The 13,873-nt window shown below is 61.1% G+C and carries 12 protein-coding genes and 1 tRNA gene; 10 read left to right on the forward strand and 3 right to left on the reverse strand.

Features of this window, described 5'->3' with window-relative positions; translation table 11 throughout:
• Positions 1-29: 29 nt before the first annotated feature.
• Positions 30-1,094, reverse strand: a complete 1,065-nt coding sequence (gene chvE, locus Tal182_RS17325) for a multiple monosaccharide ABC transporter substrate-binding protein (RefSeq protein ID WP_004668889.1) — start codon at positions 1,092-1,094, stop codon at positions 30-32.
• Between the two features lie 271 nt (positions 1,095-1,365).
• On the opposite strand from chvE, the gene Tal182_RS17330 reads away from it, so the two are divergent.
• The 3 genes from Tal182_RS17330 (at position 1,366) to Tal182_RS17340 (ending at position 4,106) form a co-directional block, all read left to right on the forward strand.
• Positions 1,366-2,373 (forward strand): LysR family transcriptional regulator, encoded by a 1,008-nt coding sequence (locus tag Tal182_RS17330; RefSeq protein ID WP_064804301.1) that lies wholly within the window; start codon positions 1,366-1,368, stop codon positions 2,371-2,373.
• 97 nt (positions 2,374-2,470) lie between these two features.
• A complete protein-coding gene (locus tag Tal182_RS17335; protein WP_064804303.1) occupies positions 2,471-2,932 on the forward strand; it encodes a hypothetical protein in 462 nt (153 codons plus the stop codon).
• Between the two features lie 304 nt (positions 2,933-3,236).
• Positions 3,237-4,106, forward strand: coding sequence for a Hint domain-containing protein (locus Tal182_RS17340; RefSeq protein WP_085860219.1), 870 nt, complete (start codon positions 3,237-3,239; stop codon positions 4,104-4,106).
• Positions 4,107-4,293: 187 nt separating this feature from the next.
• Here Tal182_RS17340 and Tal182_RS17345 read toward each other — a convergent pair whose 3' ends face one another.
• Positions 4,294-4,569: a hypothetical protein gene (locus tag Tal182_RS17345; protein WP_085860220.1), complete on the reverse strand. Its 276-nt coding sequence runs from the start codon at positions 4,567-4,569 to the stop codon at positions 4,294-4,296.
• Between the two features lie 157 nt (positions 4,570-4,726).
• On the opposite strand from Tal182_RS17345, the gene iolG reads away from it, so the two are divergent.
• Positions 4,727-5,719, forward strand: a complete 993-nt coding sequence (gene iolG, locus Tal182_RS17350; protein ID WP_064811052.1) for an inositol 2-dehydrogenase — start codon at positions 4,727-4,729, stop codon at positions 5,717-5,719.
• Between the two features lie 326 nt (positions 5,720-6,045).
• On the opposite strand, the gene Tal182_RS17355 is transcribed toward iolG, so the two are convergent.
• Positions 6,046-7,269: an ROK family protein gene (locus Tal182_RS17355; protein WP_085860221.1), complete on the reverse strand. Its 1,224-nt coding sequence runs from the start codon at positions 7,267-7,269 to the stop codon at positions 6,046-6,048.
• Positions 7,270-7,540: 271 nt separating this feature from the next.
• Between Tal182_RS17355 and xylF the strand changes: the two genes are divergently transcribed.
• The 6 genes from xylF to Tal182_RS17385 all read left to right on the forward strand — a co-directional run bounded on the left by xylF (position 7,541) and on the right by Tal182_RS17385 (position 13,356).
• Complete coding sequence (xylF, locus tag Tal182_RS17360) at positions 7,541-8,581, forward strand: D-xylose ABC transporter substrate-binding protein (RefSeq protein ID WP_085860222.1); 1,041 nt, start codon at positions 7,541-7,543, stop codon at positions 8,579-8,581.
• A 260-nt stretch (positions 8,582-8,841) separates the two neighbouring features.
• Positions 8,842-10,155, forward strand: a complete 1,314-nt coding sequence (locus Tal182_RS17365; RefSeq protein ID WP_085860223.1) for a sugar ABC transporter permease — start codon at positions 8,842-8,844, stop codon at positions 10,153-10,155.
• A gap of 14 nt (positions 10,156-10,169) precedes the next feature.
• Positions 10,170-10,952 (forward strand): ATP-binding cassette domain-containing protein, encoded by a 783-nt coding sequence (locus tag Tal182_RS17370; protein ID WP_064804315.1) that lies wholly within the window; start codon positions 10,170-10,172, stop codon positions 10,950-10,952.
• 201 nt (positions 10,953-11,153) lie between these two features.
• A tRNA-Arg gene (locus Tal182_RS17375) sits at positions 11,154-11,230 on the forward strand.
• Positions 11,231-11,457: 227 nt separating this feature from the next.
• Entirely contained in the window at positions 11,458-11,718 is a 261-nt protein-coding gene (locus tag Tal182_RS17380; RefSeq protein WP_245344788.1) for a thermonuclease family protein, read from the forward strand.
• A gap of 570 nt (positions 11,719-12,288) precedes the next feature.
• A complete protein-coding gene (locus Tal182_RS17385; protein WP_085860224.1) occupies positions 12,289-13,356 on the forward strand; it encodes a cyclic nucleotide-binding domain-containing protein in 1,068 nt (355 codons plus the stop codon).
• Positions 13,357-13,873: the final 517 nt, after the last annotated feature.

Below are 13,873 nucleotides of genomic sequence, written 5' to 3' on the forward strand. Positions count from 1 at the left end.
CAAGCGCAGGCTCCGGCCTCCAGCTTAACTTACTTCAGCTTGTCTTCGGTGTAGTAACCGCTGTCGACCAGGATCTGCTTGTAGTTGGTCTTGTCGACGGCAACCGGCTTCAGCAGATAGGACGGAACGACCTTGACGCCGTTGTCGTAGGTCTTGGTGTCGTTGACCTCAGGCTCCTTGCCGGACATGACGGCATCAACCATGGCAACCGTGACCTTGGCGAGTTCGCGGGTGTCCTTGAAGATCGTCGAGTGCTGTTCGCCAGCAATGATCGACTTGACCGACGGGATTTCAGCGTCCTGGCCGGTGACGATCGGCAGCGGCTGAGCAGCCGTACCGTAACCAACGCCCTTCAGCGAGGAGATGATGCCGATCGAGAGGCCGTCATAGGGAGACAGGACGGCGTCGACCTTGGCGTCGGTGTAGTTAGCCGAGAGCAGGTTGTCCATGCGGGCCTGGGCCGTTGCCGGATCCCAACGCAGGGTGCCGACCTTGTCCATGCCGGTCTGGCCGGACTTCACGACGAGCTTGCCCGAGTCGATGTAGGGCTGCAGGACGGACATTGCACCGTCATAGAAGAAGAAGGCGTTGTTGTCGTCCGGCGAACCGCCGAAGAGTTCGATGTTGAACGGGCCCTTGCCGTCCTTGAGGCCGAGGCCGTCAACGATGGAGTTAGCCTGGAGAACGCCGACCTGGAAGTTGTCGAAGGTGGCGTAGTAGTCGACGTTGCCCGAATCGCGGATCAGACGGTCATAAGCGATGACCTTGATGCCGGCATCGTGAGCCTTCTGGAGAACGTCAGAAAGCGTGGTGCCGTCGATCGAAGCGATGACGAGAACCTTGACGCCCTTCGTGACCATATTTTCGATCTGCGAAAGCTGGTTCGGAATGTCGTCGTCGCCATACTGCAGGTCCGTGCCGTAACCGGCAGCCTGGAGCTGCTTGACGATGTTGTTGCCGTCGTCGATCCAGCGGGCCGAAGCCTTGGTCGGCATGGCAATACCGACAGTGCCCTTGTCGGCGGCCATAGCCGGTGCAACGAACGAAGCGACGCCGAAGGCAGCCGCAGCCATCAATGAGATAATGGATTTCATTTCTCTCTCCCTTGTTAATAGAGCAGCGGACGGAAAACCGCCCGCCCCGAAACTGTGGCAGGTTCCGTATTGGATAGTTACTTCAGATGGTGAGAAACGAAGTAGGTCTCCTCCACGATCTCACACGTGTTGAGTGCCAACCAGCACACGGCGGCAAACTGGTATGGATTCCTATAACTGTCAAATAGAATAAGTGGTAATGTGCATAACAATTTTGGTATATCGTTAAAAAGTATTACTTTTGATGGAGCGCAGTGGGGAGGCTGCAACCATGACGATCGTTTCAGAGCCAATTTCGATGGATCACGTCGATATCCACAGCGACAATTTCGGCGACGACAGCTTTCTTCGTTCGGGACTTAAGCTGAATCACCTGCGCATCATCGTCGCAATCGAAGATAGTGGACAGATTTCCGCAGCCGCGGATGTGCTCAACATCTCGCAGCCCGCCGCATCGCGCATGCTGTCGGAAATGGAGGCGATCACCAAGACGTCGCTTTATGAACGCGTCGCCCGCGGCGTGGTGCTGACGACCTTCGGCGCGGCGCTCGCCAGACGTGCCCGCAAGATCCTGTTGGAGCTGCGCGAGGCGAGCCGCGAGATCGGCGAATTGAAGAGCGGCAAGGGCGGCTCGGTGTTCATCGGCGCGGTGACGGCGCCGGCCATGAGCCTCGTCGTGCCGGCGATTAACAGGGTGCGCAAGGCCTATCCCGGCATCGAGATCAACATCCAGGTGGAGACGAGCAACGTGCTCGCCCGCGAGCTGCTTGCCGCCCGCCATGACTTCATCATCGGCCGCATTCCCGACGACCTGAACCCGCGCCTGTTCGAGGTGAAAGAGATCGGCATCGAACGGGCCTGCCTGATCGTGCGCAACCGCCATCCGCTCCTCAAAAGAAAGAAGACGAGCAGTCTTTCCGACGTCAGGGATTACGACTGGGTGTTCCAGCCGCCGGGCACGCTGCTGCGCCGCACGATCGAAGACATCTTCCTGTCGCGCGGCGTGGCGCTGCCGGAGAACATCGTCAACACCTCCTCGCTGCTGCTCACCTGCGCCATCGTCTGCGAAACCGATGCGATCGCCCCCGTCGCCGTCGACGTCGCCCATTTCCTCGCAAGCCAAGGTGCCAAGGCGTCCGACGTGCGCATGCTGCCGATCGATTTCGACATCAACGTCAAGCCCTACAGCCTGATCACGGCGAGAGAACGGGCGCTGCCGCCGAGCGCCAAGCTGCTCTACGACATCATCCTCGAGGAGAGCCGCAAGCAGGGCGGATAGAGCGCGACGCGGTTTTCGGGCGAGATCATGCTCCATCGATTTAACCGCAAGCTCTGCGCCATCTTGCCCAGATCTTATGTCGTCGAGAGGAAGGCGCATGCTGTTCGGACAATCGGTATTTCAATCAGTGCTCGAGCGGCTGAAGGCGGAGGAAGAACCGGCCGAACAGACGCACGCGCCGGCTGCCCACCGCGTATCCGGCCTTGCCACCGGCCTCGCATTCGATGTCATGGAAGGCATCTCGGTCGCCTCGCAGCGGATCGGCGACGCTTATTTCGACAATCTCGGCAGCGAGCCTGCGGCCGAGGAGGCTCTTCCGCCGGAGCCGGAACCCGTCATGCCGGACCATCTCGCCCGCATTGCTCCGGAAGAGATCGCCGTCGAACTGGCGATCGCCGCCGCCGATACCCAACAGACGCTGAACGAGAAGCGGCGCACCTTTGCCAAAGCCAATCATCCTGACGGCGTCGCAGAGCCTTTCCGCGACAATGCCAACAGGCGCATGATGATCGCCAATCTGCTGATCGACGAGGCGATGCGCCGCCTGCCACATAGCTGAAGCTATCTCGAGCGCGGGTAAACACTCCGAAGCCATGGAGGAGCCGCCATCCGGCTCGGTACGCGCACGCTATATGTGCTGTTTTCCTGCGATTCAACCGGCCACGACAGTACTCAGTTCGATTCTTTCGCGCTTTGGTAGCATATAAACCTCCCGCTTTTTGGTATCTGACATAGCGTATTTCGCGACCTCATAACTCCTGCCTACGCCCTTTTCAGTAGGGCACAGCGCTAACTGGCGAAATTGAATGCGATACAACACGTTGTAGCATCGAGCGGTTTAATGTTTTCAGGAGACCGCCCGCATGTCATCTACGGAAGATCCGAAGCAGCCGCGCAACACTGCGCGCAGACATTTTCTAGGCGTAGCGGCAGCCGCCGGCGCTCGTCTCGCCGGCGTGGCGGCCATGGCCACGGCAATTTCCACCTCTCCGGCCAAAGCGATGGGTCGGCGTTGGGGACGGGGCGGCTCCGGTGGACACGGAGGTTCCGGCGGGAGCGGTGGCCCAGGCGGAAGAGGTGGCCATGGCGGCAGCGGCGCAAATTGCTTCCTGCGGGGAACGGCGATCCTGACGGATGGCGGTGAGAAGCCCGTCGAGGATCTCAGCGTCGGCGATCGCGTTGCCCTTCCGGACGGCAGCAGCCGTGCGGTCAAGTGGGTCGGCCGCCAAAGCTTCAAGAAGAGCGGCGCACGCTGGCAAAAAGACGTCGTGCCGATCCGGGTTTGCCGCCACGCACTGGACGGGCGCACCCCACATTCGGATCTCTATCTGTCGCCTGGCCATGCGCTATACCTGAACGGCATTCTGATCCAGGTGAAGGAGCTCGTGAACGGCACGACGATCGCACCGGTCGCTCCCGCCGCCGACGGCTCAATCGACTACTATGCCGTCATGCTCGATACGCACGAAGTTATCCTAGCCGAAGGTGCTGCGGCCGAGTCCTTCCATCTGAAGAACAGCAATCACGAAAACTTCTGCAATTTTGCAGAGTACCAGCGTCTCTATGAAGAGGAACGCAGCGTGATGACACCCTTTGCGCCGTTGCTCGGAGGTGGCTGGTCGCATTTGAAAGCGCTTCTCCTTCTCGGCGTCTCGCCGCTCGTATCGATACGCGATCCCTTCGGCAATGCCTGCGAAAAGATCGACGCGCAAGCTAGGGAATTGTCACTCTGACAGGACGGGAATGCGCGGAGACCGGGCTCGCTGCACGCGGAACGTGCGCCAGTCTTGCGATAATATCGAACAAAGATGTCAAGCGCGGCGCGCATCGGAACGAGCGCGGCGCGCTTCGATTATTGGGCTGAGACCAAGCGGATGATGCTAGCCGATCGCCTACGCGCTGCGGCGAATTGCCCGCTGATTATTCCGCCTGCCCGCCTTTCGAAGGCCTTTCCGCGGATGTCTCGGGCTCTTCCTCTCCCTCGGCATCAGGCAGCACAACCGGCTCGGCCGCCTGCGACTTGAAGGTCCAGAACAGCATATAGAAGGCATAGGCGCCGGCCGCCGCGGAGATCACCGCCCAGAAGGGATCGCCGCCGATAATCTCGACCGCGGCCCAGCCGAAGCAGACGGCAACGATGCCGACACGCACCCAGAGGCGCTGGTATGCCGGATGGTTCGGATCGATCAGTTGCATGTCTGTCCCCGCGGTCGCATTTTGTCGCACTGTCCTTTAGTTTGAATCTTGCAAATGTGAAAGAGTCGCGGGCTTGACGCGACGCAAAGATGATGGAATGAAAATTTCAGATTTTTGGCAATTCGGTTTATTTGTTCCGAATTCAAGGGAGATTGGAATGACTGTAAGATTTGGTCTTCTCGGCGCCGGCCGCATCGGCAAGGTTCACGCCAAGGCCGTCAGCGGCGACGCCAATGCGACTCTGGTCGCCGTCGCGGACGCCTTTCCGCAGGCGGCTGAGGCGATCGCTTCGGCCTATGGCTGCGATGTCCGCACCATCGAGGCAATCGAAGCCGCCAAAGACATCGACGCCGTCGTTATCTGCACGCCGACGGACACCCATGCCGACCTGATCGAGCGCTTCGCCCGCGCCGGCAAGGCGATCTTCTGCGAAAAGCCGATCGATCTCGACGTCGCCCGTGTCAAGGCCTGCATCAAGGTGGTGGAAGAGACCGGCGCCAAGCTGATGGTCGGCTTCAACCGCCGCTTCGACCCGCATTTCATGGCCGTGCGCAAGGTGATCGACGACGGCAAGATCGGCGATGTCGAAATGGTGACGATCACCTCGCGCGACCCAGGCGCCCCGCCGGTCGATTACATCAAGCGCTCGGGCGGCATCTTCCGCGACATGACGATCCACGATTTCGACATGGCTCGCTTCCTGCTCGGCGAAGAGCCGGTCTCCGTGCTGGCGACCGCTGCCGTGCTGGTTGATAAGGCGATCGGCGAAGCCGGCGACTATGACAGCGTCTCGGTGATCCTGCAGACCAAATCCGGCAAGCAGGCCGTCATCTCCAACTCCCGCCGCGCCACCTATGGCTACGACCAGCGCATCGAAGTGCACGGTTCCAAGGGCATGGCGGCAGCCGAAAACCAGCGCCCGGTCTCGATCGAAGTGGCGAACGGCGACGGCTACACCCGCCCGCCGCTGCATGATTTCTTCATGACCCGCTACACCGAAGCCTATGCCAACGAGATCGCCGCCTTCATCGCCGCGATCGAAAAGGGCACGAAGATCTCGCCATCGGGCGCCGACGGTCTGGCAGCGCTGGCGCTCGCCGACGCCGCCGTCCAGTCGGTCAAGGAAGGCAAGCTCATCAAGATCGGCTGACGGTCCTCTCCCGACCGGAAGTCGTGCATGAGATGGCCGGGCTCTGCCCGGCCGTTTTGCGTTTGTGGGATAGGCTCAAAAAGGCACCTCCTCACAGCGAAAAGGGAGAGTTCGACGGAGCCTGGCCCCTTCGCCCCAGCGGGGAGAAGGTGGCCCGAAGGGTCGGATCAGGGGGCCGCGGACGCAAGGCCGGCCGGTCCAAGCTACCAGCTGCTCCAAGGCCTAAAACAGTATTGACGGAGACTTAAAGAAATCTCTGTCGGCGGTTGTGGCCCCCTCATCCGCCCTTCGGGCACCTTCTCCCCGCTGGGGCGAAGGGGGAACCACTACTCCCCGCCCGGAATACCCGAGACCACAATATCCTGGTCGATCACCGAGAGCGCCCGGTTGAGATGACCTTCGAAGACGAGGATGGGTTCTTCAGGGACGATGCGGATCTCAGGCATGCCTTCCATGCGCACGATATGCGACTGGCCGAGGCCCTCTTCGATGCCCTGGCGCAGCAGGTCGTAGTAGCGGGTGCCAGGGCCGGTGATGGCGATGGGCATGCGTTCGGTGAGGCTCAGCATGCGCGACACGCCGTTGCCGAGCGCCAGCCCCGCCTGGCGGAAAGCGAAGGTGGAGGTGCGGTGGCCCTGGCGGGCGCGGGCGGCGATCTTGTCGAGCTCGGCGACGGGGACGAATTTCGCCGGGATCGTATCGAGCGGCACTTCGAAGGCGCTGCGCAGGATGGCGTAGAAGCCGGCATACGCCTCGATGCAGCCGCGGGTGCCGCAGCGACAGAGACCGCCACCCGCCATGTGCAGCATATGGCCGAAATTAGGAGCCGAGATCTCCTGGCCGGTCTGGCCGCCGCGCCGGACGATTCCGAGCCCGATGCTGTGGCCGAGCGAAAGTGCGGCGAGCGAACGGAAATCGGCGCCCTTGGCGATCTCCTCGCGGGCACCGAGCGCGGCGGCAACGAGCAGCGTCTCGTTGTCGAGAATGACCTTGGCCTGCCAGTCCGGCCGCAGCGCCGATTCGAAATCGATCTGGTCGCTGCCGAAGATCGGCGACCACAGAAGGACCGGCTCGGCGGAATGGACGAGGCCCTTGGAACTGATCGAGATCAGCAGCACCTTGTCCTGGGAGATCCGGGAACGATCGAGAATGCGCGAAAGCCCGGCCTGCACCGCGGCGACGAAGCGGGTGGCACCCGCCGGATCATGCGAGCGCTCCTCGCTGAAACGGTCGATCAGCTTGCCGGCATAATCCACAAGCGAATATTGCACCGCATCCGAAGAGATGATGACGACGATTAGATAGCCGCAATCGCGCCGCTGGCGCAAAAGCACGCGCGGCCGGCCGCGGCCGCTTGCCGCCTGCTGCTCGGATTTTTCGATGATGTGGGCGCGTTCCAGATCGGCGGTGATCGCCGAAATGGTGGCCGAGGACAGGCCGGTGAAATCGGATATTTCGGTATGGGCGAGCGCGCCGTGGCGCCGCAGCACGGACAGCACGAGCACGCTGTTTCTCTGCCGGACCAGCTCCGTGCTCGACTTGGTCAGCATGGATGCCGCCCTCTCCTCCTGCTTTGTGAGACCATGATGCCGCCCGAAAACCGTTCACGGTTTTCGGCATCATGCTCTTCATCGCCCTCACCTTCCCCTGCATCTCCGGTCGCTTTTGCGCAAGCCAATTAAGCCGGCGATGCAGAGTTGACAGTTGAAAAAATCTCTGACAGTTAATTTCTCGACTGTCGAGAAAAAAATCTCGGCAGCTTTCGCGGTGGCCGGAGGAAGCGTGGGCTGGGCCGGTCGCAACTCACTCGGGAGGACAATTATGAAGTCTATTATGAAACTGATGGCAGGGGCTGCCATTCTCGTTTCCGTGCATACTGCCGCCATGGCTGCCGATCTCGTCGTCGGCGTTTCCTGGTCGAATTTCCAGGAAGAGCGCTGGAAGACGGACGAAGCCGCCATCAAGAAGGCTCTCGAAGCCAAGGGCGCCAAATATATTTCCGCTGACGCGCAGTCCTCGGCCGCTAAGCAGCTGACCGACGTCGAATCGCTGATCTCGCAGGGCGCCAACGCGCTGATCATCCTTGCCCAGGATTCCGACGCCATCGGCCCGGCGATCGAAAAGGCCGCTGCCGAAGGCATTCCGGTCGTCGGCTACGACCGTCTGATCGAAAACCCGGCCGCCTTCTACATCACCTTCGACAACAAGGAAGTCGGCCGCCTGCAGGCCGAGGGCGTCTTCAAAGCCAAGCCGGAAGGCAACTACGTCTTCATCAAGGGCTCGTCTTCCGACCCGAACGCCGATTTCCTGTTCTCCGGCCAACAGGAAGTGCTGAAGGCTGCGATCGACGCCGGCAAGATCAAGAATGTCGGCGAAGCCTATACCGACGGCTGGCTGCCGGAGAACGCCCAGCGCAACATGGAGCAGTTCCTGACCGCCAACAACAACAAGGTTGACGCCGTCGTCGCCTCCAACGACGGCACGGCCGGCGGCGCAATCGCAGCGCTCGACGCCCAGGGCCTCGCCGGCTCCGTTCCGGTTTCCGGCCAGGACGGCGACAAGGCGGCGCTGAACCGCATCGCTCTCGGCACGCAGACAGTTTCCGTCTGGAAGGACAGCCGCGAACTCGGCAAGCGCGCTGCTGAAATCGCTCTCGACCTCGCCGGCGGCAAGGACATGAGCAAGATCGATGGCGCACAGGCCTTCAAGGGCGGCCCGAAGGGCGTGGAAATGCAGTCGGTCTTCCTGAAGCCGCTGGCGATCACCAAGGACAATCTGAACGTCGTCATCGACGCCGGCTGGATTTCCAAGGCTGAAGCCTGCCAGGGTGTGAAGGCCGGCACGGTTGCTGCCTGCAAATAAGCGAGCTTTGAACTAGAATAGCCGGCGCCGCAGCGGAAACCGCTGCGGCGCCGGATGCGGACGGGAATTCCAACGACGAAGTTTTCTCCGCCTCGCCGCACCATCGCGGATTTGCATTCCCTGCCGGAAGGATGTCGCGTCGCCACGCCACGGTTTCCGGAAGCATCGCGATGGTCAGTTGAAGAACAGACGATGACGCCGCCCACAATTTCAGGCACGCCGGCGCAGCCGTCCAAACACAATGGGGGAACGGCAAACCCATGGCCGAAATGGTAAAATCAACGACATCAAGCGGGCCGCGAACGGCGGAAGCCAATCCGGTGACCCGCTTCTTCCGCGCGACCGAGATCGACACGCGCCTGCTCGGCATGATCGGCGCGCTCATCATCATCTGGATCGGTTTCCACATCATCACCGGCGGCCTGTTCCTGACCCCGCGCAATCTCTGGAACCTCTCGGTCCAAACGACCGACATCGCAATCATGACGACGGGCATGGTGCTGATCATCGTCACCCGCAACATCGACCTGTCGGTCGGTTCCGTGCTCGGCCTCTGCGGCATGATCATGGGCGTGACGCAGGCCAAGATCCTGCCGGAATATATCGGCTTCGACAGCCCCTTCACCTGGGTGATCACGCTGCTGATCGGCATCATCGCCGGCGGCCTGATCGGCACCTTCCAGGGCATGATCATCGCCTTCCTGAACGTTCCCTCCTTCATCGTCACCCTCGGCGGCCTGCTCGTCTGGCGCGGCGCGACCTGGCTCGTCACCAGCGGCCAGACGGTTGCCCCCATGGACCAGACCTTCCGCATCATGGGCGGCGGCGCGGAGGGCTCGATCGGCGCCACCTGGAGCTGGATCGTCGGCATCGCCGCCTGCCTCTTCGTCATCGCCAGCATCATCGGCTCGCGCCATCAGCGCCGCCGCTTCGGCTTTCCGCGCCGGCCGATCTGGGCGGAATATTTTCTCGCGATCCTCAGCTGCTTCCTGATCCTCGGCGCCGTCTCGATCGCCAACAGCTATTACTGGCCGATCAACATCGCCAAGAAATATGCCGAGACCAACAATATCCCCTGGCCCGAGACCGGCCTCGATATTCCCTACGGCATCGCCGTACCGGTGCTGATCGCCATCGTCGTCGGCATCATCATGACCTTCATTGCCACCCGCCTGCGCTTCGGCCGCTATGTCTTTGCCATCGGCGGCAACCCCGAGGCGGCCGAACTCGCCGGCATCAAGACCCGCTGGGTGACGGTGCGCATCTTCGCGCTGATGGGCGTGCTCGCAGCCATTGCGGCGGCGATTTCCACCGCCCGTCTCAACGCCGCAACCAACTCGCAGGGCACGCTCGACGAGCTCTACACCATCGCCGCCGCCGTGATCGGCGGAACGTCGCTGGCGGGCGGCACCGGCACGATCGCCGGCGCCATGCTCGGCGCGCTCGTCATGCAATCGCTGCAATCCGGCATGGTTCTCGCCCATGTCGACACGCCGCTGCAGAGCGTCGTCGTCGGCACCGTCCTCGTCGTGGCGGTCTGGCTCGACACCGTCTACCGCGCCCGTGCCAAGTGAGAGGAGCTCCAGATATGGCTGATCAACGCACTCCCCTCGTGGAACTGAAAAACATCTCGATCTCCTTCGGCGGCATCCACGCCGTGGACAATGCCTCGGTCGATCTCTACCCCGGCGAAGTCGTCGCCCTTCTCGGCCACAACGGCGCCGGCAAATCGACGCTGATCAAGATCCTCTCCGGCGCCTACAAGCGCGACTCGGGCGAAATCCTGATCAATGGCGAGCCGGCCGACATCCGCAACCCGCGTGACGCCAAAAAATACGGGATTGAGACGATCTACCAGACGCTTGCAGTTGCCGACAATGTCGACGCCGCCGCCAACCTCTATCTCGGCCGCGAGCTGAAGACCCGCTGGGGCACGCTCGACGACGTGGCGATGGAAGCCTCGGCGCGCCAGGTGATGGGGCGGCTCAACCCCAACTTCAAGCGCTTCAAGGAGCCGGTGAAGGCGCTTTCGGGCGGCCAGCGGCAATCGGTGGCGATTGCCCGTGCCATCCTCTTCAACGCCCGCATCCTGATCATGGACGAGCCGACGGCGGCCCTCGGCCCCCAGGAGACGGCGCAGGTGGGCGAGCTGATCAAACAGCTGAAGAAGGAAGGCATCGGCATCTTCCTCATCAGCCACGACATCCACGATGTCTTCGACCTCGCCGACCGCGTCTCGGTGATGAAGAACGGCCAGGTGGTGGGCCACGCCCGCACCGAGGACGTGACCAAGGACGAGGTGCTCGGCATGATCATCCTCGGCAAGGTGCCGCCGAAAGCCATCCCCGGCCCCGGCGCCATGCAGATCTGACGCCACCGGGGCCCTGCCAGACAACCAAGCTCCGCCGCCCGCAAGGCCGGCGGAGTTTTTTATGCGTTCTCGGAGGCCGACAGATAAAAACACGTGCCAAACCGCAAGCATCGGTAATTCTGAGAAATTCGCGATTGAAGCCGGCCGCAAGCTAGGCTAAGAACCACCCATCGGACAGGCGATTCAAACCGCCTTCGGCATGCACCCGTAGCTCAGCTGGATAGAGTGTTGGATTCCGATTCCAAAGGTCACAGGTTCGAATCCTGTCGGGTGCGCCATACAAATCAACAGTTTAGTGAAAAATCCGTGGTTTGTTTCGAGGTGCCAGGAAGCACATAGGAAGCGGGCCGTTGGTGCAGTTGCCTACAGCTTTCGCAGACAGTCGTGATCTGTCGCGCCAGACGTCAATGGATGCTGCGCAGCGCCGATCACCGACCGATCCCGTCGAAGCGTCTGACGCCGAGCCTATCGAGCGCCGGTTCGAATAGCGACCGGCGCCCGGAATATGCGGCTGCTTGGGGAAGGTGTTCCGTTCGTCTCGGGCATCGATACGCCGGAGATAGGATCGCATGCAAAGTGCATCAAGGAACGGAAACTAGCGCTGATCGCCAAGCGAAGGCTGAAAGAGCTTTTGGCTGAAAAGGGATTGCGGATCGAATGGAGCAGCGCGGTGGACAAAACACAAACGCACCGGCCGCTCGTCAACATCTACCGGACGAATGGTGAAGAAATCGGCAAGAAGCTGCTGCGGAAGGCCTTGCTCTGACGTGGAGCCCGAAGCAGCGGAATGACTGGTGCACTTAGCACCGTTGCGCTTCCAAAGGCTTTGCTGACGAATTCGAGCGCCCACCGAAGTGCGCTCCACACCGCCAGCATAAGCTTTCAACTTTCCCGGGACACGGCCTCGCGTTGACTAGACGCTGGGTCTGGGCGGCCGTTTTCGGCCAACTCCTGGAACCGCCGTTCCGCTGAGACGAGCCGACTGGTTGACGCCAGCAACTCGTATGATCGTTGGATGAGAGCGCGGGAGGATTTCAACGGGTCGTAGGGGGGCTTGCCCATAGGTGCACACCGCTGTTTTGCAGGCGGGAGCACAGAATAACCCTCAGCCGTCAGCGCCTACGTTTTCGGTTGCCGACGATAGAGCGGATGTAGGGCCTTTTTCCGAAAAGTCCACCTTATCGACTTTCACAGGTGGGCGGCTCCGTGAAATGTTGCAACGCGATTCCGGCTGCCAAATTCTTTGGTGCGAAGACACATTGCATCAGTCCCCGTTCCCTTGTGTGTGGCCCGAAGGTATCTATTGTCCACGAATGCCGGGCGTGGGGAGTATGTAATGTCGGCAGTGCCTTTCTCAAAGATTTCGACGCCGCTCAACGCGCTGTTCGCTACAATCGGTCTCCTGGTCGTTGCCGCACTGACGACGCAGGGCCTTACTGGACAGGAGAGGCTTGTCTTTGAGCTGCTACTTGCGGCAATTTGGCTGGTCTATGTTCTCCAACTGGGCGGCACATTGCTTTCACGACGGCGCCGCTTGTCGGGGGATATGACGGCCCTCGTGATCGATTTGCTCGCGGTTCTGGTTCCGGCTGCTGCATTCTTGTTGGTTGGGTCCCGTGATCGAGACCTCTATTGCGCCATTTGGCTTCTCAAGCCGTTGCGCGACTCGACCTTCTTCAGGCTGCTGGCAAAGGTGGTCGCGAATGAATCGCGCAATCTGCTTGGCGTGACATCGGTGTTCGGCATCGTTCTTTTTGGCGCTGCGTTGGCCGGTTATATCATCGAGCGAGACGTCCAGCCCGATAAGTTCGGCAGCATTCCGCAGGCGATGTGGTGGGCGGTCGTGACGCTGTCGACGACCGGCTACGGTGACGAGATCCCGCAGAGTCTTGCAGGTCGAGTTCTGGCCGGATTGGTGATGATGAGCGGGATCGGTATTTTTGCTCTTTGGGCCGGCATCCTCGCCACCGGCTTCTACGAAGAGGTTCGCCGCCAAGACTTCGTTCGCAACTGGCAATTGGTCGCTGCCGTACCCCTGTTCCAGAAGCTTGGCTCCGCTGCACTGATCGAGATCGTTCGGGCGTTGCGACCGCGCATTGTCCCCGCAGGTGCCGTGATCTGCCGCAAGGGCGATGTTGGCGATCAGATGTTCTTCATTGTCGAGGGGCGGGTTACCGTGGCGACACCCGACCATCCAGTGGAACTCGGCGCCGGAAACTTCTTTGGCGAGATGGCGCTGATCAGTGGCGATCCTCGCTCAGCGACGGTCAGCGCAGCAACCGAGGTATCGCTGCTGTCGCTCTACGCCGTGGATTTCCAGATATTGTCGAGCAGTAGTCCGGAGATCGCGGAGACCATCCGCAAGACGGCGCTGGAGCGGCGGGGCGGGCCGCCGAGGGAATAACCGAAGCCTGATGGCTGCGGCATTGCCGCGGCCGGTGGAGGCGGCGCCTTGACCGGCTCATAGCGCAAGATAGCTGCGCCGGCCGCGGTGTCGTGCTGTCGAGTAGCTTCAGTGGAAGCTGTCGGCCCGCCGGTTTGAAGGCTTCGCTCGCAGCTGGAGCCCCAAGCAGCGCAACGATTGGTGTGGCTGATTGTGAGAGCGAGAGTGGCCGCCCAACGTACAGGAGATACAATGCTTGGGGTGAGCAAGTGATCGCTGAGCAGCCCGCCCCAATGATACGAAATATCACTGCAAGTAGAAGTCAATTTGTGTTTTCGTGCGAAATCCAAAAATAGATCCATTAGTTGAAAAACACATTTGTGGACGCAGAATTGTTAAAAGTAATATTATTGAAAAATCTCCAGCTTGTGCAAAGTAGTCGTTGCAGCGCCCCGACGCGTTGTGCCCACAAACACCCCCATTCCTTGATCCCCGCTCTTGCGGGGTTTCTTTGGTGCAAACGGAACCCGTTGCATCG

This window comes from Rhizobium sp. TAL182 (assembly GCF_002117725.1).
In the GTDB taxonomy this organism is placed as follows: Bacteria; Pseudomonadota; Alphaproteobacteria; order Rhizobiales; family Rhizobiaceae; genus Rhizobium; species Rhizobium esperanzae.

Bases quoted from the DNA above. Each gene is read 5' to 3' on its own strand.
- iolG (WP_064811052.1), top strand. From the start codon at position 4,727: ATGACTGTAAGATTTGGTCTTCTCGGCGCCGGCCGCATCGGCAAGGTT.
- Tal182_RS17340 (WP_085860219.1), top strand. From the start codon at position 3,237: ATGTCATCTACGGAAGATCCGAAGCAGCCGCGCAACACTGCGCGCAGA.
- Tal182_RS17345 (WP_085860220.1), bottom strand. From the start codon at position 4,569: ATGCAACTGATCGATCCGAACCATCCGGCATACCAGCGCCTCTGGGTG.
- Tal182_RS17330 (WP_064804301.1), top strand. From the start codon at position 1,366: ATGACGATCGTTTCAGAGCCAATTTCGATGGATCACGTCGATATCCAC.
- Tal182_RS17335 (WP_064804303.1), top strand. From the start codon at position 2,471: ATGCTGTTCGGACAATCGGTATTTCAATCAGTGCTCGAGCGGCTGAAG.
- chvE (WP_004668889.1), bottom strand. From the start codon at position 1,094: ATGAAATCCATTATCTCATTGATGGCTGCGGCTGCCTTCGGCGTCGCT.
- Tal182_RS17370 (WP_064804315.1), top strand. From the start codon at position 10,170: ATGGCTGATCAACGCACTCCCCTCGTGGAACTGAAAAACATCTCGATC.
- Tal182_RS17365 (WP_085860223.1), top strand. From the start codon at position 8,842: ATGGCCGAAATGGTAAAATCAACGACATCAAGCGGGCCGCGAACGGCG.
- Tal182_RS17355 (WP_085860221.1), bottom strand. From the start codon at position 7,269: ATGCTGACCAAGTCGAGCACGGAGCTGGTCCGGCAGAGAAACAGCGTG.
- Tal182_RS17380 (WP_245344788.1), top strand. From the start codon at position 11,458: ATGCGGCTGCTTGGGGAAGGTGTTCCGTTCGTCTCGGGCATCGATACG.
- Tal182_RS17385 (WP_085860224.1), top strand. From the start codon at position 12,289: ATGTCGGCAGTGCCTTTCTCAAAGATTTCGACGCCGCTCAACGCGCTG.
- xylF (WP_085860222.1), top strand. From the start codon at position 7,541: ATGAAGTCTATTATGAAACTGATGGCAGGGGCTGCCATTCTCGTTTCC.